Genomic DNA, 26,282 nt, shown 5'->3' with positions numbered 1-26,282 from the left:
ACCTAACCACCTCTGCATGATTTATGCGGCGCGTGATCTCCAGCACACATACTTGCTTTGACCTCGATCACGCGCGTTCCCGCCCCGTCTCCAGCGAAATCGCCTCAGTCACCCGACCTGTCGGGGACCAGATCTTCCAAAGGGGGCCCGCCGTAAATACAAACTTGTACAAACCAGCTATCGCAGCAAAATTCAACACCAACAGCGCCCCGGCTGCTGAAGCAACGCGATGAATCATGGGGAGCTTTATTCGAAGCGCAAGGGCAGCCACTAACCAGAAACCCCATTGCGCAATCGCAACGATTCTCCACTCAATGGATTCTTCCCCAAGCCAGGTCGCACTCAGCAATAGAAAAACGAAGAAATACGGAACGACTAGCCGCATCAGCTTATGAGAAACCAGCTGAAAGAGCACCCGATTTCCCGGACCTAATGTCCAAGGCGCCAGTGAAAACAGCTGATAATTTCCTGCCAGAGTGCGAACCTTCCGCTGAAACTCACCTGAGACCTTCCCCGGCCAGGTATCCGTAACGATCGCCGAGCGATCGAGCACACTGCGATACCCCTGACGCAGAATCGACAAAGGCTGAAACATATCGTCCAAAATGACACCTGGTGGGAATGGCTGCACCAAATTTCGACGCGCGGCATAGAAACCGCCATAAACTCCTACAGGAGAATCCCACGCGGCTTCGCAGTTGCGAATCCACTGCTCATAGCGCCAGTAAACACCGCTAACTGCCGAGGCAGCTGCATCATGCCCGTCCGTATTTAGAACCAGCTCCCCTGCGACACAACCTACAGCTGGATCCGCAAAATTACTCAGTAGCTTCATGAGAGCACCTGACCACACCTTGGGCCGGATGTCGATGAACAACAGAACATCTCCTGTAGCGGCGGAGATGCCGTAATTCAGCGCCGCTGCCTTTCCCACCTGTTCGGGTAAAACGATCGTCTGCAGGCGAGGCTGTTGCAGACGATTCAGAATCTCCGCAGTGCCGTCATTCGATCCATCCGAGACGATGATCACTTCGCGTACTAGATCCGGCTCGAGTGAGAGAAGGTGTTCCGCCTGCGCATGAAGACGCTCCGCGCCGTTATGCACTGCCATCACAACGCTGACTGGCGCAGTGAAGGGCTCCTTCTTCCATGGCCGAGGGAAGAGACGGGCGAGTAGAAACATGATCGCTGGATACCCAATATAGGTGTAAGCGATGACCGCCAATGAAATCCAGAAGAGCGCCTTCACTGCGCACCCCTTCTCCGGAGAATCGTCTTGACCGTCTCGAACATAATCAAGAGATCGAGCCCAAGCGTCATATGCTTGATGTAGTAGAGGTCATACTCCAACTTCTCTCGTGCCTCCTCCAGCGTCGCACCATAGCCATACCGCACTTGAGCCCACCCCGTGAGACCAGGCCGAATCATGTGGCGAAGGTCGAAGTACGGGATGTTTTCTGAAAGCCACGGCACAAACTCCGGCCGCTCCGGTCGAGGGCCTACGAATCCCATATCTCCACGCAGCACATTCCACAGCTGCGGAACTTCATCGAGCCGGGTCTTGCGCATGAAACGTCCGACCTTTGTGGCCCGGGGATCATCCTTACTCGCCCACTTGGCACCGGAAATCTCGGCGTCGGTTCTCATCGTACGGAACTTGTAAACCGTGAAGTTGCGACCTTTCATGCCGACCCGGGTCTGACGGAAGAAGATGGGGCCAGGAGAAGAGAGCCTAACCGCCAAAATCACAAAAGGGAAAAATGGAAGAAATAACAGTAACCCGGCTGCAGCTGTAAACGTAGACACGATACGACGTGCAATCTGCTGCGAAGGCTTCACCCGAAAGCCTTCGCTGTAGATGAAATTGCTGGGCCGAAGGCCATCGAGATAGAGCTTGCCGGTCAGACGTTCGAGTAATGCGCCAGCTTCTTCAATCACGACACCATCGAATCGCAGCTTTAGTAGTTCACGCAGCGGAAGCTCGCCGCGGCGATCTTCAAGTGCGATGACTACACGATCAATTCCTGGAGTTCTCCCGCGAAAAGATTCAAGAGCTGCACGGAAAGCCTCTCGACGTTCAAGCTTGTCGACCGGCATTGCCTCAAAGCCAATTACCTCCATGCCTGCGTCTTTGCGTGTCCGTAGTGTGTCGGCAATCATGCGTGCGTGATCGCCCCCGCCGAGGACATAAACTCGTTCGCGGAAGACTTCACGGCCGATGATCCATTCATAGGCTCCTCGCCAGATGACCAGCCCCAGAGTAAGGAACATGAGGCCAATCAGAAGGACATAATGCGCGATGTCAACTTGAGGAAAAAAATAAATGACCGCAGAGAGTAGAAACGAGAGAAAACCAAGGACAAGCAACAGCCGGAAATAGATCTCCCACCGCTCCGAGATGCGCTGGGGCTCATAAAGATCGAAGTAGTAGGAAAGCAGCAATGTCAGAATTGTCAGTGCCGCGATCTTAAGAACGCCGTACTCATAATTCAGACAGATGTATGTGTCCGGCCCTAAAACTAACACTGTCGCTAGTAGGAACGACCCGCTGACGATCAGAGCCTCGCACATCAACAAAACAATAGTGCGGGTCGAATAATACACATTGAATAGTCGAATCATTACCGACGGTGCTCCCGCCTACTCCTTGTTTGTGTTGTATCCGTAGTAGCTTCCCGTCTGGGGATTCTCCTGTACAGCATTCAGAACAAATCCAAGAATATTGGCGGCGCGCAATTCTGAGGCGGCCCGCTGAGCTACCGTATATTTTGTGACTCCAGCACGCGCAACCAGGAGAACTCCATCGCAGGAGCGTGCAAGATTGACGCCATCGGAGACCGGTACAACAGGGGATGAATCGACGATGATCCAATCAAAGTAGGGAGCTGCTATCCGAAGCAAATCCCCAAATCTTGCGTTGCCAGAAAGATCCGCCGCCTTATCGCCACCATTTCCGCCAGGAATGAATGTCAGGTTAGAAAGAACGTGGTTTCCCGTACCCTGGGGGGCGGTATCTTCAGACCGTTGCATGATCTGTTCAATAGTCGCCTTGCCAGCCAGATAATCAGCAAGCCCCGGATGCGATTCGGTGCCCAGCAACTCATGAAGCGTATACCGGCGCATATCGCCGTCGATCAGAAGAACCTTGCTATTCTTATGGCGGGCGAGGCTCACAGCCAGATTCGCCGATATGAAACTCTTGCCCTCCTGGGGCAGGCCACTGCTCACCAGGATGGACTTAAGAGGACGGATATCTCGCGCCTCATAAACCCGAGATCTTAGACTGCGAAACTGTTCGATCGCGGGCCCCCTCTCGAGCAGGGACGGAAGTCGGGTAACGGAAGGGTTCCAGGCGTAGCGCTGAATCTGGCCCAGGTCCAATCCTCCGCTACCTAGCGAAAACTCGCCGTCGGGGGCATCTTCCATCCTCGATTCGGCAAAGGAAGACGGCGCCTCATACTCAACCGTTTCTAAAGGCGGTCGAGCATCCAGCCTTTCAGGCGGAGTGCGCGGTTCATTCTCTGGACGCTCCAGCTTTCTTTCGGATTCGGCCTTCTGGAGTGCTTCGTATATTCGGCTCATCGATCCTGCCTTCCCTTCGTATCGCCGTCAAATGCTGTCATCAGGCCAGAGCCTTCACCGGCGCTGTTCCCTCGAGCGTTCATTCCGCCTATGGCAACCGGCGAGATCAAAAAAGGTTGTGTCTCCAGCTCAAGCTCCGCTGCAACTCCGTCAACGATGACCGCGGATACCTGTTGCACTTGTTCGACATAAGCCACGATCAGGGAGTGTTCGCATAACAGATTGATGATGCGTGGAATTCCATGGCTATAGCGGTAAATCAGGTCAAGAGCGTCTGGAGTAAAGAGAGGGCGACCTGCCCCGGCCAGCCTCAACCGTTCACCGACATAAGCATGGGTCTGACTCTCCGTTAGCGGCTGAGTGCGGCACCACAGGGCAATTCGCTGACGAAGTTGGCGCACGCTTGGGTGACGTAGCTTCTCCTCGAGCTCGGGTTGGCCGGAAAGTACGATCTGCAGGAGCTTCTCGGAGGAGGTTTCCAGATTCGTTAGCAGCCGAATCTCTTCCAATAACTCCCAGGAGAGGTTCTGCGCCTCATCGATGACGACAACGCAGGTCTCCTCCATGCGAAATCGCTCAATCAGCCAGCGATTCAGTTGAAGCAGCATGCCGGACTTTGTCCTGTTTGCCGCCACGATGCCAAAATCCGCAAGAACGAATTCTAAAAAGTCCAAGACTTCCAGGCGCGGATTGAAGACGAACGCCGTAGAGATACGCCGATTGTTGAATGACGCCAATGCTCTTTTGAGCAAAGTCGTCTTTCCTGTTCCGACCTCACCCGTAAGCACCGTAAACCCCTTCCGCGCGGAGATGCCATATTCCAGACACGCGAGAGCCTCTCGCGTATGCGGCATCATGTAAAGGAAATGCGGATCCGGACTCGTGCCAAAAGGACTGGTATGTAATTTGAAATAGCTTTTATACATTCGTCATCCGCCCGTATTCGCCAAAGGCTTGCCAGCTTGGAGTTCCGCCTTCTTACGGCGTCCTAACGCCCAGCGCCCTCTTGCTGGAGTCACGATCCCAGGCTCATTCATCGAGAAAGAGATGACGCCGAGTGTTGGAAGCTTTGTAAATGCCCATACATCACGTTCCGTCCGCATCGAAGTGTCGCGATATTCTCTCCAGGCAACAAGTATCATTCCCAGGATCAGGCCCGCCATGAATCCAGCCCCAACAAAAACATCGCGTCTAGGGAACGTCGGGCTGTCGGGTAGATTCGGCTGATCCATTACGCTGAACTGCTCTCCCTGCTGGCGCCGTTCGAGATCGGTTGCCATCTTCGATTGGTTCATCTTCTTCAGCAGGTCGTCATAGAAACCCTGGGCCGTTTGATAGTCCCTGGTAATGTTTTTATATTCTTCGAGCACCATTGGACTTGAAGAGATCCGGTCCTGGTACATGCGAACCTGGCTCGAGATCAGAGCTTGATCGTGCCTTTTCGCCTGGATTCCCTGGTCCAATGAGCGCAGTTGCGCGCGCAACTGCTGCACAGCGGGAGGATCGTTACGGTTCGGGGCTGTGCTCGGAGAAGGGGAAGATGCCACAGGAGCCGGCGGAGCTGCATCAATCTGCGCGCGCAAGTTCTTGATCCTTCGCCGAACCGCGACTACATCGGGATAGTCGTCCGTATATCGTCGAGTTAGATCGGCTTCCTCGTTCTGTAGATTCTGCAGCTCTGTCTGCTGAGCTCCAGGAGCGGGTGCACCGTGCTCACCAGAACCAGCAGGAGCATAGCTCTGCTGCTGCGCAATCATCGATTCGGTGTAGCTCTTGTCCTGCTCCATACGGCTAAGGGCCTGGGTGGTCGCATCGAGCTGCGTATTGAGACTGGTCAACATGTTCATGTTGGGCATCTCTTCACCGGGAAGCTTGCCCATGTATTTTGATTGGAAGACAGCAAGCTTCGCGTCCTGTTCGTCGAGCGCGCGCTTGGCATCCGCTAGCTGTCCCTTCAGGAACTCCGTCGTGCCCTCAACCGATTGCGCTCGCGCATTCAGGTTGGCCGTCACAAAGAGCGATGCAATCTCACCGCAGACCTGCTGCGCCGTATGAGCGTCCGAATCTTTGTACGAGATGAAGAATCCCGGCAGGCCTCCCGTTCGCGCCATCTCGGAGTGAATTGGCTTGATATCGATATTCTTTCGCACCAGGTCGATCCGATCGTCCATCGACATCTTTTTAGTTCCATAAAGATTGAATCTCTCGATGATCGGCTCTAACCGGGAACGGCTGAGAATCTGTTCCTTCATCGAGGCCAGCCGAGCCGTAATATCTTCCACCACCACCGGCCGGACATAATCGTCCGGCACCTTCTGTTGCTCGACCAGGATAAGGGTCTGCGATACGTATTGCGGTGAAACTATAAACGTAAGCGCAAACCCGACCAGCGTCAAAAGCAGCGCGGGCAGTGCGATCATCCAGCCTCTGCGCTTCAGAATTCCAAAATAATCGTCCACATTGAGCGCACGATGTCCCAACATAGCTAGCTCCTTAAAAATCCCCGAGACGCTTTGCTTGCGGTGTCCACGAGATCCCAATCCCGAAGATATGCGATAAGCCGTTGAAAGCGTTCGGTGTCAAAAATCCTTGGTTTACCGACTGATTCTGCGCCGTATAACTGGCATAGCCGGAGATGGTTCGCGTAAAGCCATGCGTAAGCTGCAATGTGCCGTATTCGGTGTTCGTTGCCCCATTGAACGATTGCTGGCCAGGATAGAGAGCAAGCAATCCGGTGGTTCGCGTATACACCAGAGCAGCGGAACCCGCCCACCGCTGACTGAAATTACGTCCGACTGAACCGCTCACGGTATCCGACAGCGCCCCCGGCTGCACTCCGGATCCTCCATTAGCTCCATGTGTGTAACGCAAGCCGTAGTGGGTGAGCCGGCGGTTGTATCCGAGTCCCGCATTCAAATAATAGTTAAGCTTATTCGGGATCAACGGCGCGGCTGAAGTCTGGATCCACATAGGACCAGCGGAGATATCCGTGGAAAGAGACCGCGTCCATATGCGCGAATACGATAGATTGATGCCTTTGGTCTGGTATGTAACGTCGTTGGCTGGAAAACCAGGGGGAAAGAGGCCCGAAATATTGGAAGTGTTAAAAGTTGAGTAAACCGCGCTGAGACTTACAGAGTTTCTCCGATCGATTTGATGATTCAGCGCAACCTGGCCACTCACCATGGTGTTATCAAGACCTGCATTCTTGTCCAGAAAGTGCAGAACAGACCATACGCCACTGCCGCTGATTGAGGTTCTTCCCGTCAACCTGCGCTCGAGGGTTCCACTTAGCACGTTGCTGAGGCGATTTCCCGAAAAAGTCAGAATCCCCCCTGCGGGGCCCTGAGAAGGACCATCGGTCGGGATCGTTCCAGGGTTATTGATACCTGGAACTCCCGCGACGCCCGTCACAGGGGATTGAGGAAGAAAGCTGAACGAATCGGTGACATTGAAGAGCCACAATCCCTTGATGAGAGATTGGCTTATAGCGAGGTTCTGGTAAGTTGAAGTACCCTGCCCACCTTGGCCAACCACGACTCCGCCGGCGAATATAAATGATGTAGGGTGCACCATACTCAACGACGAATACCCTACAAGGCCGGAAAGCGCCGTTGAACTGGTTAGATTTCCTGTGCCGTAATAGCCGTACTGGACAATCTCCGAGGCGCTCAGAGCATAGTGAACAGAGCCGTCTATCCACGACAGGCGAGGCGTCGTGGTGCCGGCAGGCGTTGCCGTCTGCACGCTGGTCGCTGTAGGCGCAGCCTGGCCAAACAATCGCCCGGCAAACACGAACAGCAAAATCGAGAGGGGAATCCACGTCTTCATTGGTTGGCTCATGGAACGACGATCGTGTCTCCCGGCTTCAAGGTCACATCCTGCGAACTCTCGCCTTTAAGGGCCTGCTTATAGTTGAAGGGAATCTTTTGCTGCTTTCCGCCTTCATTCCGCAAGATATAGATCTTCTTTGAGTTAGCAAAAGCTGACAGTCCACCGCCAGCTGCGATCGCCTGCAAAGGAGTCATCCCTGGCGTCATTGGAACGGGTCCTACGTGGCCAACTTCCCCAATCAGAAAAATCCGTTGGCTACTATCTGCCATTACGACAACGGAGACATTCGGATCCTGAATATACTTCTTCAATTTTACGGTGATGTCATCAGCCAGCTGCATTGGCGTTCGCCCTGCCGCTCGCAGGTCGCCAATCAAGGCGATCGAGATCATTCCATCCGGCCGGACCGGAATCGTTCCCGAAAGCGATGGTTCTTTCCAGACAGTGATCGCCAGCGAATCATCGGGACCGATGACATATCGGGTGTTGTCTATCTCTGCAACACCCGAAACCGATGGCGAAGCAGACTTCGTTGCCGGCCCCTGCGACAACGTACTGCTTTGTCCTTGGACTGGAGTATCTGGCTTTTTCGTAGAATCTTGCGCCTGGGTAGAAATCGCTGCCACTAGAACAAAACATCCAATATGATGCCATTTCATGGGGTCACTCCCGATTCGCCTGCGACCTTCCTTATTATTCTTCCCATTCTCACTCATCCGGCTAAGCTCCTGCCTCCCCTTTATGTTCATCCGCATTTATTTGTTCGATTTACACGTGCATAACGACTCACTCGGATTGCAGTTCTCACCCTAGATTTTAGTTTTCGTTGCGCGATCTCTCGAAGAATGTGATGTATTGGCGAACGCAAAAAATATGCACACCCGTCAAAAAACTAAATCTGTAAGCAGTCACCGCATTTCCAGTAAGCACAGGGATGGCCAAAATGTAGTTTTTAGAGACTTTTTTGCATAGTCATGGAACGACTGTTATATGGGCCGCGCTCCACCCCTTATTTCACCGATTTCAGGTAGGGAAATGGGATATTTGTCCTCCGCAGGCACTCCCATGGTATGCAGAAGTGCAGCTTGAGTGGGAAAACTTTTTCTCTTTTCTCTACAACTATGGTCGACTATCTTCCTATCGCGGCGTATCTAAGTTAGAAATTACGCTTATCTCTTACATCTGTTCACGGCAAGAAAATTGCTTATAGTTTGAGTCGTGAAGTATAACGCCCTAAGAACGGTGACCGGCAGCTTGCAAAACGAACAGCTTTCTCCGGAGACTCTTCCCGGCTATGATCAGCTCCCCTTGAGCTCACCCCGGATCAAGATTCCATCCCACGTCTGGCTACCCGCCTCCATCATTGGCGTCCTTCTTGTTGCGCTCTATTACCGCATCGGCATCAAGCTCATTGTCGACTGGTACAACATCCCCGACTATTCTCACGGTTTTCTGGTCCCCCTTTTCTCGATCTTCCTGATTTGGGACAAAAGAAAGCAGATTGCAGAGACATCGGTCCGACCAAGTTGGTCCGGCCTTCCCCTCGTAGGGTTGGGCTTGATCATCCTCATCTTCGGTGTCTATGGGGTTGACCTGTTTACCTCTCGTGTCTCCTTCGTAATCCTTTTGACGGGTCTTATCTGGACTTTTCTCGGCCGTCCCATGCTCCGCCAACTCCAGTTTCCCGTACTTATTCTTTTGTTGGCGATTCCATTTCCCGCCATAATCTTCAATCAAATCACCTTTCCGCTACAGCTTCTGGCCTCAAGGCTAGCGAGTTCGACGCTTCCCGTGCTTGGCGTTCCCGTACTGCAGGAGGGCAATGTGATTCAGCTTCCTGTGATGAAGCTCGAGGTCGCCGAGGCCTGCAGTGGCATCCGGTCACTGATGAGCCTATTTACGTTATCGGTGTTTTATGGGTATTTCCTCGAACGCACCACTGCGCGCCGTGTGATCCTTGCCCTGGCGAGTATTCCTATTGCTGTAGCCGCCAACGCCGTTCGTATCGTTGGAACCGGCCTTTGCGTTCAATATTGGGATCCGGTCAAAGCGCTCGGATTTTTTCATGAGTTCTCTGGCTGGGTCATGTTCGTGATCTCGTTGGCTTGCCTTTATCTCATCCACTGTTTCATGCGGATTGTCTCCCGCCCGAAGGAGGTAAGTGCATGAAATCGCCCCGATTCTGGACCGTTGTTCTTCTTATGGGTGTAACGCTTGTGATGTTGATGCACCGCGGGGACGCCGACCACGTCCCTCCCAGTGAGCCGCTTAGCCGAATGCCCAGTGTCATCGAAGGCCTTGTCGCTCAGGACCTTCCTCTTGAAGAGGACGTCCTCGCCGTCCTCGGCAAAGGTGATTTTCTCAATCGAATCTACAGCGTTCCCACGGCTAGCGCGATTTCGGCGCAGCCGTCCTCGGCTTACCCCATCAGCCTGTTCATCGGCTACTTCGCCACTCAGCGCACCGGCCAATCCATCCACTCGCCACAGCACTGTCTGCCTGGTGCGGGCTGGACTTTTGAGTCTTCCCGCTACGCCAGCCTGGAGGACATTCAGGGCAAACGCTTCAACGTCGGGGAATATGTCATCAACAATGGTGAATCCAGGCAATTTGTCATCTACTGGTATCAAGCACATGGCCGCAGCATTGCAAATGAATACAAGGCCAAGGCTTACATGCTGGCCGATGCGATCCGATTCAATCGGACTGATGGCGCGCTGGTCAGAGTTATTACTCCAATCTCTAGCTCCGAGCAGGTAGCTGACGCACGCAAGCGAGCCGTTCTCTTTACGACGCATATGACTCCGTACCTGCCTCAATTCATTCCCAATTGAGGTCGCATTAACACGCCGCAGGCATGATGCCGGGCGTAAGATCCATCTCGGAAGGTTCTGTCCTCGATGGACGACTAAATAAGGAAAGGTACGATGAAAATCTCACGGGCTTCCGCTCCTGTTCGTCTCTTCGCCGCCTTTATGGCAGCATCCCTTGCCCTTGGTTTTACAACTGGATGTTCGCGCGACCCCAATAAACAGAAGCATAAGTATCTTGAAAGCGGCAAGCGCTACTCCAACGAAGGCAAGCTCAAGGAAGCGACGATTCAGTTTTCGAACGCGCTCAAGGTTGATCGCAATTTCGCCGACGCGCACTACGAATTGGCGAAAGTTTATCTCAAGCAAGGTTCGGCAATGACTGGATATGCCGAACTGAGGCGCACGGTCGATCTCGCGCCGAGCAACCAGGAAGCGCGCATCGAATTAGGAAATCTGCTGCTGACCGGCAAAGCGCTGGACAAGGCCACTGAGCAGGCAAATGCCGTTCTCGCCCTGAACAGCAATAATGCAGATGCTTATGCTCTACTTTCGGCCATTGCTGCGCGCAAAGGCGATCACGCAACCGCCCTGACCCAGATCCAGAAGGCGCTCTCCATTGACCCGAACCGGGCAACCTTCCACACCACACTTGGAATGCTTCAGGCCTCTGATCCGTCCACATCAGGACAGGCGGAAGAACAGCTTCGCAAGGCCATTGCCCTTGACAACAAGAGTGTCGGAGCGCATATCGTTCTGGGGGCGATGCTGCAAAAGAACGGTGATCTCTCCGGTGCTCTTGAACAGATGAACGCCGCCGTTGCCGCCGACCCGCATAACATCATAGCTCGCTCGAGCCTGGCCGATCTTTATATGCGTCAGAATGATCCTGGCAAGGCGGAAGAAGCCCTTCGGAAAGCAGCTGATGATCTGCCGGATGATGGGAATGCCTCCGATCTGCTGGCAAATTATTACCTTCGAAGCCAACAGATTGATCGTGGAGCCCAGGTGTACTCTGAGCTGGTCTCCAAACATCCCAAGAGCCCTTCTCTTAAGCTTGCCTATGCTCGCATTCTGATCGCCAAAAAAGATCTTCCAAAGGCTCGCGCTCTTGGTCAGGAACTGGCTAAGACGGACAGTGAACTCCCTCAGGTGGCCCTTCTGAACGGGATGCTGATGTTGAATGATGGTAAGACAACCGAAGCGTTTGACACCCTGCAAAAAGCCGCCAAAGCCAACCCGGAAAACTCCCAGCTGAAGGTTTGGCTAGGACGGGCAGCCGCCGCGAAGGGAGACATCCCCACGGCACAGCAGGCATTCCGTGATGCCGTTCGAATCAATCCCCGCAATAACGAAGCACAGATGGGATTGGCGCAGATCTCAATCGATCGTCGTGACTTTACCACGCTTGCACAATTGGGCGATGCGACCATCACTTCTACCCCACAATCTGCGAATGGTTACATCTGGCGCGGCATCGCTGAGGGTAGCCAGAAGCTCAATGACAAGGCTGAGGCCGATTTCAAGGAAGCCATCAAGGTCGATCCCAATAACGCCACAGGCTACCTGGAGTTGGCTCAGCTTCGGCTGGTCCAGAAGAATATGGGCGAAGCCAAAGCTCTGCTGGAACAGTCCCTTGCCCACAATCCCAATTCGTCGCGTGCGCTTCGTCTGCTGGCAGCTATCTACGTAGCAGATAAACAGGCTCCCAAGGCTGTTATCCGGGTCCAGGAGCAGATCGCGAAGGCACCTCAGAATGGCGACATGTACAGTCTGTTGGCACAACTCCAGGGGACAACTGGGGATACGAAAGGTGCACTCACTTCAGCCGAAAAAGCGATGCAGATGAATCCAAACGATTCAGGGGCGGCAGTCGTCTACACCCGTGCCATCATCGCAAGCGGAGATCCAAGCAAGGCCGTCGCAAAGTGGCAGCAGTGGACGAACGATCATCCCAATGACGCCCAGGGCTTTACAATTCTCGGCACCCTGCAGGAGGCGCAGGGAAGCCGTGATCAGGCTATCGCTGCTTACAAAAAAGCGTTGCAGATTCAACCGGAACAGCCGATCGCCTCCAACAATCTTTCCTACCTGATGATCGAGACCGGCCAGAATATTGATGTCGCCCTTTCGCTGGCCCAGGTGGCCCATCGTGCCTTGCCCGACTCTCCCAGCACCGCGGACACCCTTGCGTGGGCCTACTATCACAAAGGGAATTACACCTCGGCACGTGATCTGCTAGTGGACGCCGTCAAAACGAACCCGAATGATGCCGCCCTGCATTATCACCTTGGTCTGACTTACAGCAAGCTCTCTGACGCCTCCGATGCTACGCTGCATCTGAAGAAGGCAGTAACCCTTGCTCCGAATACTCAGACGGCAAAGGACGCCGAGAAGGCGCTTAGCCAACTCAGCTGATCCTCGCTTCATTTCGTTGCCGGACCCATCGCTTTCGCCTGGGTCCGACAATATTAAAGTTTCCTGGGAAACGTGTGAATAGCAAAACCATCGCCCGAAATACAGCCTGGTATGGGCTGGAAAACCTGATTGGCTTTGTAACATCGCTGATCACTTCCGTCGCCATCGCTCGGACTCTCGGTCCGACGAAGATGGGGTACATCATCTACGTCACCTGGCTTACTGGGATCGTCAGCAGCCTGGGCTCAGTAGGAATTCCTGAAACCACGCGCAAGTATATGGCGGAGTTCATCGGCGGCGGAGATTACTCAACTGCCCGCTACATCTACATACGCACCCTGCTCCTCCAAACCAGCCTTGCTGCTGTTGCCACCATTGCTGCTGTGATCTGGGTATACCACGACGCCCCCCCGGATTATCGCGTCGCCGCGCTTCTGCTCGTATTAAGCATTCTGCCGGCGATGAGCAACTTCATCTCTGCCCAGGCCAACGTCGCCACAGAAAATCTATCGGCAAATCTTCCTGCGTCTCTCGCCTCCACTGCCACTTACTTTATTCTCACCTTGCTTGCGGTGATCTTTGGCTGGGGAGTCAACGGAATCGCTTTTGCCATGCTTGCCATGCGACTGGCAGACTTCCTCGTTCGGCTCATTCCGACGATGCGTCGCATCCTCTCCTGGGACAGTGGCCACGCCCATCCGCCCGAAGATCTACGGAACCGCATGAAAAGATTTGCCTCGCAGAGCGTCATGGGAATGCTTCTAACGCTTGTAGTCTGGGACCGATCGGAGCTCTTCCTTCTCAAGCATCTCTCTCCTGATATTCGTCAGCTCGCGTTTTATTCGGTCGCCTTCAATCTTGCTGAACGCCTTCTCCTCTTTCCCACCATCTTCGCCGCCGCTACCGGAGCCAGTATTCTTGCCCAATACGGCCGCGACCGCACCAAGCTCCCGGCAATGACTGCGGCAGCCGCTCGTTATATCGCGCTGATCTCTATTCCCATTCATCTCATCGCGGTCCCGTTGGCCGCACCTGTACTCTATGTGCTCTACGGCAAACAGTATGTGGGAGCTTTTCTAGTCGCTTCTGTCGCTCCCCTGCTCTGCCTGCCCAAGGCCTTTCTAGGCCCCATCCAAAGCCTTTTCGAAAGTGTCGATCGTCAAAAATACTTCCTCGTCACCACAGTGATTGCCTCCTTCGTCGATATTGGTGTCGCGTGGCTGCTTATTCCAGCCCATGGCGCCCTTGGAGCCTGTCTTGGAAGCGGTGCGGCGCAATTTACCGCCGTTGGCCTCATGTGGTCCGTTGGCATTCGCCGTTACAACATTCAACTTCCATGGCGATTCATCTTGAAGATCACGGCCATGAGTGCCTTTTCTTCACTTGCGGCCTATATCGCTACTTTCCGGCTGACGCCTTTACCCGGCCTCATAGCCGGTTGCGCTATTGCCACCGGCACCTTTATCGCGCTCGGATACAGCTTCAAGATACTTGAGCCTGAAGATCGGGATCGATTCAGAGTTATCTCAAACGCGTGCCCCCAGCCGGTCGCTACCCCGCTTAACTATCTCCTTGACCGCTTTACGCGCCGGCTAGCCTCGGACTCAACCACGGTATAGCAATAAATTTCAAAAAAAATGAGTGAGGAGATGTCTCTCCTCACTCGCGATTGGATCTGTTCGAATCGATCAGCTGCGACAGGGCTCCCGGCACCTGTCGAGAGGGACAACTCGACAGACATACTTCAAAAAGCGGATCTCGGTCCCCAATAATGCGGCGACCGATTCAACAATCTCTGTGCAGATTGACGACCAAAAACAAAATCAATAGAGTCAATTACTTAACCAGGGAAATTCGATTCGGGTGTGCAAACCTTTGCCCATCAAAGTGAGAAAATTTAGACTCATTGCCTCCGCTCCATAAAATCCATTTAGTCTCCATCCATGCTTTTATCGGGTACTTTCGGAGCCAAAACAAATCTTTGGTACGGCATTCGTGACCGTGGTGGCCTTTAACCTCTTCTATTTCGTCCTAGTTAAATGGAGGAATACGCTCCAGACAGGAACCTGATGACCAAAGATATGCCCTTCCGCATTGTTCCAATTAGACGTGCCAGCCAATATCTCTATGTATTTATGCTTCTTTTGTGGCTCGGCATCGCACACTCGGCCTTCGCTAGTGAGCCGCTGACTGGGAGCGTTCTCGATGACGGCTATCGCGACATGTACAACCTTCGCTTCCCCGACGCACATATAAAGTTTCAGCAATGGATGTCAGTGCATCCTCAAGATCCAATGGGACCGGTTTCAGACGCAGCCGCCTCGCTCTTCAGTGAATTCGAACGTTTGAAGATAATCGATGTCCAACTCTTCGCGAACCAGGACCGATTTGACAGTCGAAACCGGCTCACCCCGGACGAAAAAGTGCGCAAGTCCTTTGAAGACCACCTTAATCAGGCCTCAAATCTCGCAGATACTGCGCTCAAGCAAAATCCTCAGGATGCCCGAGCCCTTTATGTAAAAACGCTGGTTAGCGGAATGCGTTCCGACTACGCCTTGATGATTGAAAAGAAAGATATCTCCGCGCTGAATTACAGCAAGGAAGCAAGTGCTTATTCCAAGCAGACTCTCGCTGCCAATCCTCACATGTATGACGCTTATCTGGCTTCGGGAGTCGAGAATTACATGCTAAGCCTGAAATTTGCCCCGGTCCGCTGGCTTCTCAACCTTACTGGTGCGTCCACCAGTCGCGAAGAGGGGATTCGCCTGTTGAAGTTAACCGCCAGCCAGGGTTATTATCTAGCGCCCTTCGCCCGGATGATGCTCGCCGTGGCCGCTCTTCGTGAAAATCGCCCCCAGGAAGCCCGCTCCATTCTTATCGCTCTTAAACACGAGTTTCCCCTTAATTCCCTCTATGATCGCCAACTCGCACTGATCCATTAGCGGGTGAAAAACTTTTGCATCGGAATCGAGCCAAAGCATGTACGCTGAATGGGTCTCGTATATTCGAATCGGTACATCATCTCAAGAAGACCCAGAAGGCCCTCATCAGCATGCGCATCGCTTCCGTTGGAACAGCATATCCTCCTCATCGCTATCACCAGACTGTCATTGCCGAAGCTCTTCGGGACCGATGGCAACACAAGATGGAGGAGCCGCGTCTTCTTACCCGTCTTCACGCGAACTGCGGCGTCGAATACCGTTACACCGTCTTTCCTCTCGAGCAATATCCCACTCTCGATACCTTCCGCAAGACAAATGACGCCTGGATCAAGGCTGCTGTGGATCTGGGACAACAGGCCATCTGCCGCTCATTGGACCATGCGGGAATCTCGCCGGAGGACATCTCTGCAATTTTCTTTGCTTCGGTCACTGGAATTTCCAGTCCGACCGTCGACGCTCGGCTTATCAACCGGCTACCTTTTCCTGTGAATGTAAAGCGAACCCCGATCTTCGGCCTCGGCTGCGTCGCCGGAGCCGCCGGAATCGCTCGCGCCGCTGATTATGTCCGGGCCTTTCCCGATCATTACGCTCTCCTTCTTTCAGTCGAGCTCTGTTCCCTGACATGGCAGGACGATGACCAGTCCATAGCCAACCTTATCTCCAGCGGTCTCTTTGGTGATGGCGCGGCCGCCGTTGTCATCGCCGGAGCAGAGACAGAACTTGCCCGCCAGAACCGCGGCCCACGTGTGCTTGCCACCCGTTCTACTTTTTATCGCAATACAGAGCGTGTCATGGGATGGGACATTGTTGAATCTGGCTTCAAGATTGTCCTTTCTCCTGATGTCCCGAAAGTTGTCGAAGAAAACCTGCTTCAAAATGTTGAAGGGTTTCTCGCAGATAACAATCTCACCCGCGAGGATATCTCTACCTACATCTTTCACTCCGGCGGACCGAAGGTGCTTGAGGCTATGCAGAAATCACTTGGCCTACCAGCCGATGCCCTCGCGCCTTCCTGGAAGAGTCTCCGCGAGGTAGGAAATCTTTCAGCTGCCTCGGTTCTTGCAGTGATGGAAGACTATCTCAAAGTACATCCTGGAAAACCCGGCTCTTACAGCATTCTCGCAGCCATGGGGCCAGCCTTCTGCTCGGAACTTGTCCTCCTTCAATGGTGAACTTTGATGGAAGTCGCGCCTGTACGCTTCTACGTGCAGGCGCTCACTATATGTGGAAAGCTTCAATAATTGGAGCGCCAGCCCGACCATTCACAACATCCACGCGCAAAACGACCTCGACATTTTTGTCACTTCAATTCCACCCGAACCTGACAATTGAACTCTGCGAGTAGATCGTGCGAGGTTGCAAACTGAGACGCTGCATCCGTTCCGAAACGTTGCGGTCCAGCGAGAACCACGATGATGCTATCGGTAGAAGGATTGCGAAAGCGGGACGAGAGCATAGTCAGGTGTTTCGCTAAACGGTTTAGAAAGATCTCGTGCCCAAAACCGACTTGGCATCTGGGAATCCAGAATTCGTTCCTGCGGATGACGGGAAAAATGGAAACGCAGAGGCTCCGTCATCCGATAGGCCCAGTCATTGTTGTAGGCTCCTACCAGGACCGTGGGGTTCTCTCGAATCTGTGCGAGAGTCGTGGATGCTGCCGACTGCACCCGATAATCACCTCCACGCGCGTTGAGAAGAGCGGCTACCCTTCCCATCGCAAGCCCATTTTCAAATGAGAGATATGGGTTGGTGCTGGATTGATCCGACGCCACCCCCGTACCGGTGCTACTCGGGCCGATACGATCTCGCTGTAAGGCTTATCTGAATCTGAGAGTCCGGCGCGCCATGATAATGGAGTGCCAGCTGTTTGCGAACCTCTCCTGCGGAGTAGCGGACAACCGTATCTAGGTTCGTATCGTAGTCTGGCGCACGCCCGAAAACGTCGATTCCGACCGTTCGCTCTTTGAGTTCATCTCCGCGTCCAAGAAGAGTCTGCTCCACCACATACTTGAATAAGGCTGGATAGCGCCTGCTATTGCTGAAATACGAGCTTTCCAGAACCTCCTCGAGGGCGCGCAACACTTCCGCATGCTCTCCTGGAGAAGAGAGTATGCCCGTTTGATTGGCGACGAAGAACTCGAAATGAGATTCGGGAGTGGTTCACCCAGACTTTGCTCCCAAATCAGCTCGGAAAGGATGGATCATTCCCTAAGGAGTTGACGCGAACCAAGCCGTACAGCTATTCCATCTTCAACTTCGACGTCATGGCCGGGCTGGCTCAATTTTTAAAAAGGATCGGGAATCGACCTCACAAGCTTCGTGTTGCCTAATGGCCGCGGTCTATGCAAGACGGCGCAGTTTCTCTATCCGTATCTGAAAGATAAAGACAAATGACCCTACGCGAAGGATATAGAACACTTCGACGCTCAACCGGTCCGCTCGCCCGGGCTACTCTTCGCAGGACTGGCCTGCCGACTTTTCAGCAACGCCTGATGTAACCATCCGCAATCCGATCACCGGCGCAAATGCTAACGATGGACGTGGGCCCAATACCTTTACCCCGTCTCCCCAATCCGCATATCTGCTTCGATACAGGCCTCGTGCGAACGCTGTGGTCAATGGCGTTGGGCGAGCCATTCTCACAAACAAGCTGAAGCAACAGCTTGGACAAGGCGACATCCGCATCGATCACCAGCTCCCAAATTCAGACCATCTGACAGGCCGGTATTCCATCGCGGACAATCGCGAGACAGACCCGAACGCCTATCCCGCGATGGGTGGCTTCCCACTTCGAAGCCGTGGGTAGAATGCGTTTTTTCGTGAGACGCATATCTTTAGCTCCAAATGGATCAATGAGCTCCAGGTTGCCTTCTGCTCTATCGAAAGCAGGACACCCCTCGTCTCGTTGCCGGTTTTTTCGAGGCGAAGAACAATTCCGGCATTGCAATCCCCCTCACAACGGAACTGAAGATAAACGCCGGTATCCTGCGTGGGTTTATGGAACACCAGCAGGCCATCGCCTGTACCGGTAATTTCACCCTTGGATGCGGTCCATTTAGCATCGCCGAGACGAGTCCAGTCCCGCCCAGAGAAGATCCCTGAAAGATGTCGTCTGGAGCAAAGCTCGGGGACTGTGCCTGCATTGTCATGAACTGCGCCGGCCGGCATGAGAATCCCGACACCAGCCAATCGGAGAAACATCAACATCAAATTCATCCTCGAATCAAATCAGAAAAAGCATTATTAGCAATTAATTTTGCATATTATGCAATGAAAGATTTTGAAACGAAGCCATACTAGCACTGGGTCAGGCACAATTGTCGAGAGCCTTTTTCACAAAAATTGCGAATTCTTACAGATCACCTTGGAGGAACCTTAGAGATGCTTCGAGCAATTGCCTTCGCTTCAACCGGTATTCTTCTGTTGTTGACAAACTTGAACACTCGGAGCGACCAACCCGTGATCGAAAGACCGAGAGATAACCCTTTCGTATACCCCGCTCAGATCGAACGATTGGACGCGGCGGCAGCCGCCATCGTTCCGGAACATCCGGTCTTTCGTAGAGAGGCGACGGGTTTTACCTGGGTTGAAGGACCGGTATGGATCCACTCCGGATACCTTATGTTTGCTGACATCGCGAGTAACAGCATCCGAAAGATCGATTCCAATGGCGATGTCTCCATATGGCTGCAGCCCAGCGGGTATCGGGGAGAAGAGCCATACGGCGGCAAAGAGCCAGGTACCAATGGAATGACGCTGGATTCAACCGGCAGAATCACGGTAGCCGGCCATGCCGCGCGAAATGTGATGCGTTTTGAGTCAATGGATCCACACGGCGTAGTCACGGTCCTGGCCGATAGCTATAAGGGAAAAAAGCTCAACAGCCCAAATGACTTAGTCTATGGTCCGGATGGATCGCTCTACTTCACAGACCCTCCCTATGGCCTGAGAACGCAAAGCGACACCGATCCACACAAGGAACTCCAGACCAATGGGGTCTATCGTATTCAAAATGCTCTCAGGCAAAAGGCTGGTACTCCTCCGAATCGTGATTCGCTACAGCTTCTGGTGAGCGATCTGGAACGCCCCAACGGTATCGCCATATCTCCTGACCATCGATGGCTCTACGTCAGTAACTCCGAGCCTAAGAAGTGGATGCGCTATCCAATCAAGGAGGATGGCACTCTCGGCCCAGGGGGAACTTTTTTGGACGCGTCCAATGACAAGCGGATAGGCGCTCCAGATGGCATGAAGCTCGATACAAAGGGAAATCTCTATGCCACCGGACCGGGCGGTGTATGGATCATCTCACCGGTTGGCAAACACATTGCTACCATCCTCACAGACAAGGCGACAGCGAATGTCGCATGGGGAGGCGAAGATGGTTCGACGCTTTATACAACGACCACCGACTCAGTTCTAAGCGTTCGGCTAAACGCGAAAGGGCTTCGACCGTAGATTGAGCCTTACCAATCCGTAAGGGTTCCATCGAGCTTACGAGCGATAGGGAGATACGCTCGCTGATAGGGATACTTAGCGGCCAGCTGCTCGTCGATATCCACGCCAAGGCCCGGCGTATCTCCCGGATACATGTATCCCGCGTCATAGCTATAGGCGTGTGGAAACACTTGATCCGTTAGCGAGGTATGGGGCATATGTTCCTGGATGCCAAAGTTATGAATTGCGATCCCAAAATGAAGCGCAGCCGCCATAGTCACAGGCGATAGATCCGTAGCTCCGTGAAATCCAGTTCTCACTTGATAGATTGCCGCAAAGTCAGCTGTCTTTTTGAGAGCGCTGATGCCGCCTCCATGAACGATCGTCATGCGGATATAGTCAATCCATTGGCTGCGGATAAGATCGTGCGCATCCCAGAATGAGTTAAAGACTTCCCCGGTGGCGATAGGGGTGACGGTGTGCTGCCGAATCAGACGAAACGCCTCCTGGTTCTCCGCAGGCGTCGGATCCTCCATCCAAAAGAGGTGGTACGGTTCCAGTGCGCGGCCCAGACGGGCAGCCTCAACCGGCGTAAGCCGGTGATGGACATCGTGAAGAAGGTGGATATCTTCGCCGACCTCCTTCCGAATCGTCTGAAAAAGCTGGGGAACGAAATTTAGATATCTCTCGGTCGACCACGAAGATTCCGAAGGCAAACCTCTCTCTGCAGGCTCGTAGGGTTTATCTCCCTTTGGAACGCCATAGCTTGAGAGCGTACCGGGTACTCCACACTGGACCCGAACGGCTAGATATCCTTGGTTAATATGCTCTTGTACGCTCTCAACCGCACTCGGAATATCGGCACCATTTGCGTGACAGTAGACCAGTACGCCCTGGCGACTTTTCCCCCCAAGAAGGTTATATACAGGAGTGTTCAAGGCTTTGCCCTTGATGTCCCACAAAGCAACGTCCACGGCAGAGATCGCCGTCATCGTTACAGGACCTCGTCTCCAATAGGCGCCACGATAGAGATACTGCCAGATATCTTCAATTGCGAAGGGATCCCTTCCAAGGAGACATGGGAGCACGTGCTCCTCAAGATAGGCGACAACAGCGAGTTCTCTGCCGTTTAACGTAGCGTCGCCTAGCCCATAAATTCCATCATCTGTCTCGATTCTAAGCGTGACAAAATTACGATCGGGCGAACATACGATGATTCTCGCATCTACGATTTTCATGTTTCTAATCGGTGCTCCCTTAAGACACTTCCATCAGCGTGGTATCTCTTTATTGCCAGTAATCGCAACAGAAGTTGTGACCCCCTCCGATTCACCCGGTTGCGACCCGCTTACGGATATTGAATACGATCCGGCGCGCACTGCCCTCAGCCCCTCTTGATCAACATAAGAAAGTTGCCGAGGATCCAGAATAAACTGGAGATGACGCACCTCCCCTGATGCAAGGTGAATTCTCTGAAATCCCTCAAGCGAGTACTTCGGCAGCAGTTCTTCCTTCGGCGGAACTAAATAGAGCTGTGCGACCTCGTCTCCAGGTACATCACCCGTGTTCTTCACATCGACGTCAACCTCGAGGTTCTCTCCGGCAGACAGGCTGCTTTTGCTCAACTTCATGTTGGAGTAAGCAAAACTCGTGTAGCTCAAACCATATCCGAAACCATAGAGTGGCTGCCCTTTGTAATAACGATAGGTACGGTTCGACATCGAATAGTCGGTAAATGGAGGCAGGTCGCTTACACTGCGATAAAAGGTTACCGGCAGTCGACCCGCCGGATTGTTCTTCCCACTTAATGTCTCCGCGATAGCCTGCGCTCCAGCCTGGCCTGGATACCAGGCCTCCAGAATCGCATCGGCATTTTGCTGTGCCCAGTTGACCGCGAGTGCAGATCCATTGAGCAGTACTACGACGAGAGGTTTCCCGGTCTCTTTGATAGCTTCCAGGAGTTTCTGTTGGGCAGCAGGAAGAGCAATGTCGGTGCGATCTCCACCGGCAAAACCTGGGATCTGCACCTTCATCTCCTCGCCTTCCAGATCAGGCGAAAGACCTACGAACGCAATAACGGTGTCAGCCTCTTTCACCGTGTCCATGGCCTGCTTCAAGAGTGGCTCCACGGGAGCAACCCACTTCAGAGTGAGACCAGCTCCGAATAATCGAGCATGATGAGAATAAGTAACCTCAAACGTGTGAGGCTTGGTGTCGTCGAAGTGAAGCTTCACGAGAGGTGTGGTCGATTCGTGATACTCCAAGTCTTCTCCGATGTGGAACGTCGTCAACTCTTTACCGTCGAAATGAATACTTAGGTTCTCCGCGTTATTGCAGGGATAACAATGTGCCAGATTCGCAGTGATCTCGTAATCTCCCGGTCCAGGAGCCTGCAGAGTTCCCGTCCAGCGCACGGAGAATGCCTTTGGATCGATCGACGTAGCTGGGGATGTAGCGTTCCAATCGAAATTGATCTGTTTATCAACGCGGACCAGAGCGGGCTTACCTTCAAATTTCTCGTTCGAATAGTACTCAGCCTTGAGACCTTCTGCTTTAGATTCGGCGGACGTCCGAAACTGTGTCCGCGGGATAACAATGGGAGCATTCTCGGCATAAGGAGAACCCTGTGCATACAGAATCTTTGCAGTTCGAAACTCACGAGCGATGCCGTCGAGAGGCATCATTGGATTTTTTGGAACCGCGTTGTAATTACCCTCAATAGCAGAGAGTTCTGCCGCATTGGGCCCAATAACGGCGATAGTGTGTGCCTTGCCGGTCAACGGTAGAATATGATCCTTGTTCTTCAGTAACACCATAGCTTCTCGCGCCGCTTGTAAAGCCAACGCAGTGTGAGCCGGAGACATGTTCTCACTGAATGGCAAGGAAGCATATTTCGTCCGGGAGGGAGGATCAAATAGCCCCAGCTTGAATCTGGCCATAAAGAGGCGACGAAGCGAGACATCTAGCTCATCCTCGCGAATTACCCCATGCCTGACCGCGTCTGCAAGATCTTTGTAGGTCGCTCCGCAGTTAGTGTCTGTTCCCGAGCGAATACCCGCAACAGACGCATGTTCTGCATCTTGAGAAAACCGATGACCGTTCTGATGAAAGAAATCATCGATCGCCCCGCAATCGGAAGTAACGAACCCCTGGAAATTCCAGTCCCGTCTCAAAATGTCTTTCAGCAGCAGGTCACTTGCGCATGCTGGCTTGCCGTCTATGGCATTGTAGGCACACATGATGCTATAAGCCTGCCCATCGACGATGGTGGCGCGAAAGGCGGGGAGATATGTATCCCGCAGATCATAAGCACTGGGTGTGACGTTAAAACGATGGCGGTCATTTTCCGGGCCGCTATGTACGGCAAAATGCTTCGGGGTAGCAACAGCACGGAAGTAAGTTGGATCGGTCCCCTGTATCCCCTTTACGAACGCAGTACCAAGCTGTGCCGTAAGAAACGGATCTTCACCGTAAGTCTCCTGCCCACGGCCCCATCGAGGATCTCGAAAAATATTGATATTAGGCGACCAGATCGTCAGTCCGTAGTAGATGGAATGAATGTCATGTCGAACGGCTTCGTTGTACTTTGCGCGGGCCTCCGTCGATACCACTTCGCCTATCTTTCCTAGCAGAGGCTGGTCAAAGGTAGCCGCCATACCGATCGCTTGCGGAAAGAGAGTCGCATAGCCGGATCGAGCTACCCCATGCAGACCTTCGCTCCAGAAGTCATAGGCAGGAACGCCGAGACGCGGAATTGCTGGGGCTGTGTTGACGAGTTGTTGAGCCTTCTCATCCAACGTCATTCGACTGACAAGATCAGCAACACGCTGCTGTATGGAAGATGAGGAATCTTGGTAAGGCAGCTTTGAAGCAGGTTTCTGTTGCGTATGACCCGAAACTCCAAGTGCAAGTACGAAGAAGAGAAGATAGGATACAGATTTCATTGAGCAGGCACTCTCGGAAGATTCATACATAACCGTACCTCTTTTCTGCAGTCACAATTCAGACTCGATGATTGGTACAGGATCATACAAGATGAGTTCGGTCCGTCACTGATTGACCCCGCTCGCCAAGAAACCTCCGTCGACACTAACGATTTGTCCTGTGGCGAAGCCGTTTTGCGGATCGACGAGATAGATAAGAGTTGAGACCAGTTCTTCCGGTTCCCCGAACCGGTGCATAGGAGTTCTTTGCAAAAGCTCCTGTCCCCTCGGACTGTCGATAATCCTGCGATTCAAGGCCGTGGGAAACACACCAGGAGCAATAGCATTGACGGTCACCCCAAAGGGAGCCCACTCGACTGCCAAAGATCGCGTCAGCGCACCTACTGCGGCCTTGCTCGCTCCGTAAGCAGCAACTTCATGAAAAGCTACGAAGGTTGAGAGAGACGCAATATTTACAATCCGACCAAAGCAGCTCTCGAGCATCGCTTCACCAAATACCTGGCACCCTCGCAATGTCCCAGTAAGATTGATGTCCAGAATGCCACGCCATGTCTCTTCGTCCACCTCCAAAGTCGAGACGCGTTTCGTAATCCCCGCACTGTTAACAAGGATCTGGACACAGCCGAATTCTGAGAGAACCGCATCACGCAGATGCAAAAGAGACGTCCGATCGGATACATCACTGCACATTCTCAGCGTCCGAACACCAAACGCCTCTATCTCCGAGCTGACCTCGTCGACTGACCTCTCATTGCGAGAGGATGCGATCACGGAGACTCCCCGCCGCGCAAGCCCTAAGGCAAGTGACCGGCCAATTCCCGATGTGCCGCCGAGCACCACAGCACATTGTCCCTTCAGTTCGGTAGGCCCCGTACCGCCGGGTTCACTGTTTAGGACCAATGCAATACCTTCTGCGAATCAATCTTGGATGCATCCAGCTCGATTCCAAATCCTGCTGATGTTGGCAGCATCAGGTGTGCGCGATTCACCATCGGTGGACTCTTCTCAAAATGATAATAGTGGCGCATCTTGTTAATCAGGTACTCGCCAAGGGGAAAGGTCATCGGCGATTGACTCGCGATCACATGCATTGCGGCATGAATACTATGTCCATGCGGTATGACAGGAACATCATACAAAGACGCAACGCTGCCGATCTTCAGCAGCTCGGAGACTCCTCCACACCATTCAGGGTCCGCCTGCACCACAGAAAGAGCATTTGCCTGCAGGTATCGCTGCACCTCCCACCGGCCATAGAAGTGCTCCCCTGACGCAATCGGTATCGTCGTTTCGCGATGAAGATCGGTAAAGGACTGTATCTTCTCTGGATGTGCGATCTCCTCCATCCACCGGGGATGATACTGCTCCACCTGATGCGCCCACTCCAGGGCATACGTTTGATCCCATCCGCTAAAAGCGTCGAACATCAACTCAGTACTGTCGCCCAGAGTCTCTCGAAGAATACGAACAAGCTCGACATTTTTTCCCATGCCCTCGAAACCGGAGCCTGGGCCATACCCCATGAACCATTTCTGATACCGATATCCCTCTTGCTTCAACGCTAAACATCGCTTGCGAACTGCCTCGGGTTCTAAAGAAAATCCGAGGCAACTTGCATAAACCTCTACCGACCCCCTCGTTGGGCCACCCAGAAGACGATATACCGGCACGCCAAAAAAGCGTCCCTTAAGATCCCAAAGGGTGTTATCGACGGCGCTGATTGCCATCATGAAAAACCCATCACGAGAATGTCGATTCGAACGATACATCTGATCCCACAAAAGCTCGGTCGCTAAGGCATCTTTTCCCATCAGGAAGGGACGAAGGTTTTCATGAACTACAATCGCCGGTTCCCGTTCAATCGGACCGTACAAACCCTCCAACCCGTCTCCGGTCTTGATGCGTAAATAGATGGCAGAAGTGTTGACGCTTTTCATCCCCCCGGGGACATCTTTGTAAATCTCGGGACGCTGGTCTTCATAGATATCGAGGGGATTGACCTGCCGTTGACCATCTAGACCGCTCTGCACTTCGTAGTGCCCGTGCAGCTCGATCAATTCCACGGCAACAATCTTCTGTGGCGTAACACCTTTCAAGCCATCAGAAGAATACGTCGCCAGCGCGCCCCGCGCCCCTGCAAATGGAATCATGCTTCCGGCGACACCGGCCATAGATCTGAGCAGCAAACTTCGCCGATTCATTCGCCGACCAACCCTCCATCTCACAAAATGCAATCTAAGTGCTTCGGCCCGGTAAACATCTCAAGGTTCAGGCGTGTAAAAAGCCTACAGCGACGAAATGACATCGGCAAATGT

The 26,282-nt window shown here is 53.2% G+C and carries 21 protein-coding genes; 9 read left to right on the top strand and 12 right to left on the bottom strand.

Annotation, left to right across the window (positions count from 1 at the left end):
• Positions 1-67: 67 nt before the first annotated feature.
• The 7 genes from AC5S26_RS14390 to AC5S26_RS14360 form a co-directional block, all read right to left on the bottom strand.
• Positions 68-1,249: a glycosyltransferase gene (locus AC5S26_RS14390; protein ID WP_494185602.1), complete on the bottom strand. Its 1,182-nt coding sequence runs from the start codon at positions 1,247-1,249 to the stop codon at positions 68-70.
• Complete coding sequence (locus tag AC5S26_RS14385; RefSeq protein WP_494185601.1) at positions 1,246-2,622, bottom strand: TIGR03013 family XrtA/PEP-CTERM system glycosyltransferase; 1,377 nt, start codon at positions 2,620-2,622, stop codon at positions 1,246-1,248. Before AC5S26_RS14385 ends, AC5S26_RS14390 begins: the two co-directional genes overlap by 4 nt.
• Positions 2,623-2,640: 18 nt before the next feature.
• Complete coding sequence (locus tag AC5S26_RS14380) at positions 2,641-3,582, bottom strand: CpsD/CapB family tyrosine-protein kinase (RefSeq protein ID WP_494185600.1); 942 nt, start codon at positions 3,580-3,582, stop codon at positions 2,641-2,643.
• Positions 3,579-4,439 (bottom strand): ExeA family protein, encoded by an 861-nt coding sequence (locus AC5S26_RS14375; RefSeq protein WP_494185599.1) that lies wholly within the window; start codon positions 4,437-4,439, stop codon positions 3,579-3,581. The genes AC5S26_RS14380 and AC5S26_RS14375 overlap by 4 nt, the downstream gene beginning before the upstream one ends.
• Before the next feature lie 72 nt (positions 4,440-4,511).
• Positions 4,512-6,065, bottom strand: a complete 1,554-nt coding sequence (locus AC5S26_RS14370; RefSeq protein ID WP_494185598.1) for a GumC family protein — start codon at positions 6,063-6,065, stop codon at positions 4,512-4,514.
• A gap of 10 nt (positions 6,066-6,075) precedes the next feature.
• A complete protein-coding gene (locus AC5S26_RS14365) occupies positions 6,076-7,413 on the bottom strand; it encodes a hypothetical protein (protein WP_494185597.1) in 1,338 nt (445 codons plus the stop codon).
• A gap of 8 nt (positions 7,414-7,421) precedes the next feature.
• Positions 7,422-8,042, bottom strand: coding sequence for a polysaccharide biosynthesis/export family protein (locus AC5S26_RS14360; protein ID WP_494185596.1), 621 nt, complete (start codon positions 8,040-8,042; stop codon positions 7,422-7,424).
• Between the two features lie 592 nt (positions 8,043-8,634).
• Between AC5S26_RS14360 and AC5S26_RS14355 the strand changes: the two genes are divergently transcribed.
• The 6 genes from AC5S26_RS14355 (at position 8,635) to AC5S26_RS14330 (ending at position 16,758) form a co-directional block, all read left to right on the top strand.
• A complete protein-coding gene (locus AC5S26_RS14355) occupies positions 8,635-9,585 on the top strand; it encodes an exosortase/archaeosortase family protein (protein WP_494185595.1) in 951 nt (316 codons plus the stop codon).
• Positions 9,582-10,250 carry an exosortase C-terminal domain/associated protein EpsI gene (locus AC5S26_RS14350; protein WP_494185594.1) on the top strand — a complete coding sequence of 223 codons (669 nt, stop codon included), beginning with the start codon at positions 9,582-9,584 and terminating at the stop codon, positions 10,248-10,250. The genes AC5S26_RS14355 and AC5S26_RS14350 overlap by 4 nt, the downstream gene beginning before the upstream one ends.
• A 93-nt stretch (positions 10,251-10,343) precedes the next feature.
• The gene (locus AC5S26_RS14345; RefSeq protein ID WP_494185593.1) at positions 10,344-12,644 is read left to right on the top strand and encodes a tetratricopeptide repeat protein; all 2,301 of its coding nucleotides are present in this window, start codon (positions 10,344-10,346) and stop codon (positions 12,642-12,644) included.
• 74 nt (positions 12,645-12,718) lie between these two features.
• Positions 12,719-14,263, top strand: coding sequence for an oligosaccharide flippase family protein (locus AC5S26_RS14340; RefSeq protein ID WP_494185592.1), 1,545 nt, complete (start codon positions 12,719-12,721; stop codon positions 14,261-14,263).
• 450 nt (positions 14,264-14,713) lie between these two features.
• Positions 14,714-15,586 carry a hypothetical protein gene (locus AC5S26_RS14335; protein WP_494185591.1) on the top strand — a complete coding sequence of 291 codons (873 nt, stop codon included), beginning with the start codon at positions 14,714-14,716 and terminating at the stop codon, positions 15,584-15,586.
• Between the two features lie 14 nt (positions 15,587-15,600).
• Positions 15,601-16,758: a type III polyketide synthase gene (locus AC5S26_RS14330; RefSeq protein WP_494185590.1), complete on the top strand. Its 1,158-nt coding sequence runs from the start codon at positions 15,601-15,603 to the stop codon at positions 16,756-16,758.
• Positions 16,759-17,371: 613 nt separating this feature from the next.
• On the opposite strand, the gene AC5S26_RS14325 is transcribed toward AC5S26_RS14330, so the two are convergent.
• Positions 17,372-17,668 (bottom strand): hypothetical protein, encoded by a 297-nt coding sequence (locus AC5S26_RS14325; protein ID WP_494185589.1) that lies wholly within the window; start codon positions 17,666-17,668, stop codon positions 17,372-17,374.
• Between the two features lie 89 nt (positions 17,669-17,757).
• On the opposite strand from AC5S26_RS14325, the gene AC5S26_RS14320 reads away from it, so the two are divergent.
• The 3 genes from AC5S26_RS14320 to AC5S26_RS14310 all read left to right on the top strand — a co-directional run bounded on the left by AC5S26_RS14320 (position 17,758) and on the right by AC5S26_RS14310 (position 20,044).
• Entirely contained in the window at positions 17,758-17,916 is a 159-nt protein-coding gene (locus tag AC5S26_RS14320) for an alginate lyase family protein (RefSeq protein WP_494185588.1), read from the top strand.
• 170 nt (positions 17,917-18,086) lie between these two features.
• On the top strand, positions 18,087-18,392 hold the full coding sequence (locus tag AC5S26_RS14315; protein WP_494186118.1) for an outer membrane beta-barrel protein: 306 nt from the start codon (positions 18,087-18,089) through the stop codon (positions 18,390-18,392).
• A 575-nt stretch (positions 18,393-18,967) separates the two neighbouring features.
• A complete protein-coding gene (locus AC5S26_RS14310; RefSeq protein WP_494185587.1) occupies positions 18,968-20,044 on the top strand; it encodes an SMP-30/gluconolactonase/LRE family protein in 1,077 nt (358 codons plus the stop codon).
• An 8-nt stretch (positions 20,045-20,052) separates the two neighbouring features.
• Here AC5S26_RS14310 and manD read toward each other — a convergent pair whose 3' ends face one another.
• From manD to AC5S26_RS14290, 4 genes are all read right to left on the bottom strand, one after another.
• Positions 20,053-21,261 carry a D-mannonate dehydratase ManD gene (gene manD, locus AC5S26_RS14305; protein WP_494185586.1) on the bottom strand — a complete coding sequence of 403 codons (1,209 nt, stop codon included), beginning with the start codon at positions 21,259-21,261 and terminating at the stop codon, positions 20,053-20,055.
• Between the two features lie 33 nt (positions 21,262-21,294).
• Entirely contained in the window at positions 21,295-23,967 is a 2,673-nt protein-coding gene (locus tag AC5S26_RS14300) for a glycoside hydrolase family 3 C-terminal domain-containing protein (RefSeq protein ID WP_494185585.1), read from the bottom strand.
• A 105-nt stretch (positions 23,968-24,072) separates the two neighbouring features.
• Complete coding sequence (locus tag AC5S26_RS14295; protein WP_494185584.1) at positions 24,073-24,867, bottom strand: SDR family NAD(P)-dependent oxidoreductase; 795 nt, start codon at positions 24,865-24,867, stop codon at positions 24,073-24,075.
• Positions 24,858-26,168 (bottom strand): enolase C-terminal domain-like protein, encoded by a 1,311-nt coding sequence (locus AC5S26_RS14290; protein WP_494185583.1) that lies wholly within the window; start codon positions 26,166-26,168, stop codon positions 24,858-24,860. The genes AC5S26_RS14295 and AC5S26_RS14290 overlap by 10 nt, the downstream gene beginning before the upstream one ends.
• Between the last annotated feature and the right edge of the window lie 114 nt (positions 26,169-26,282).

It is taken from the genome of Edaphobacter sp. FHG110511_03 (assembly GCF_059115365.1).
The sequence above is the reverse complement of the archived record's forward strand: the minus strand, read 5'-3'. Positions and strand labels throughout refer to the sequence as shown.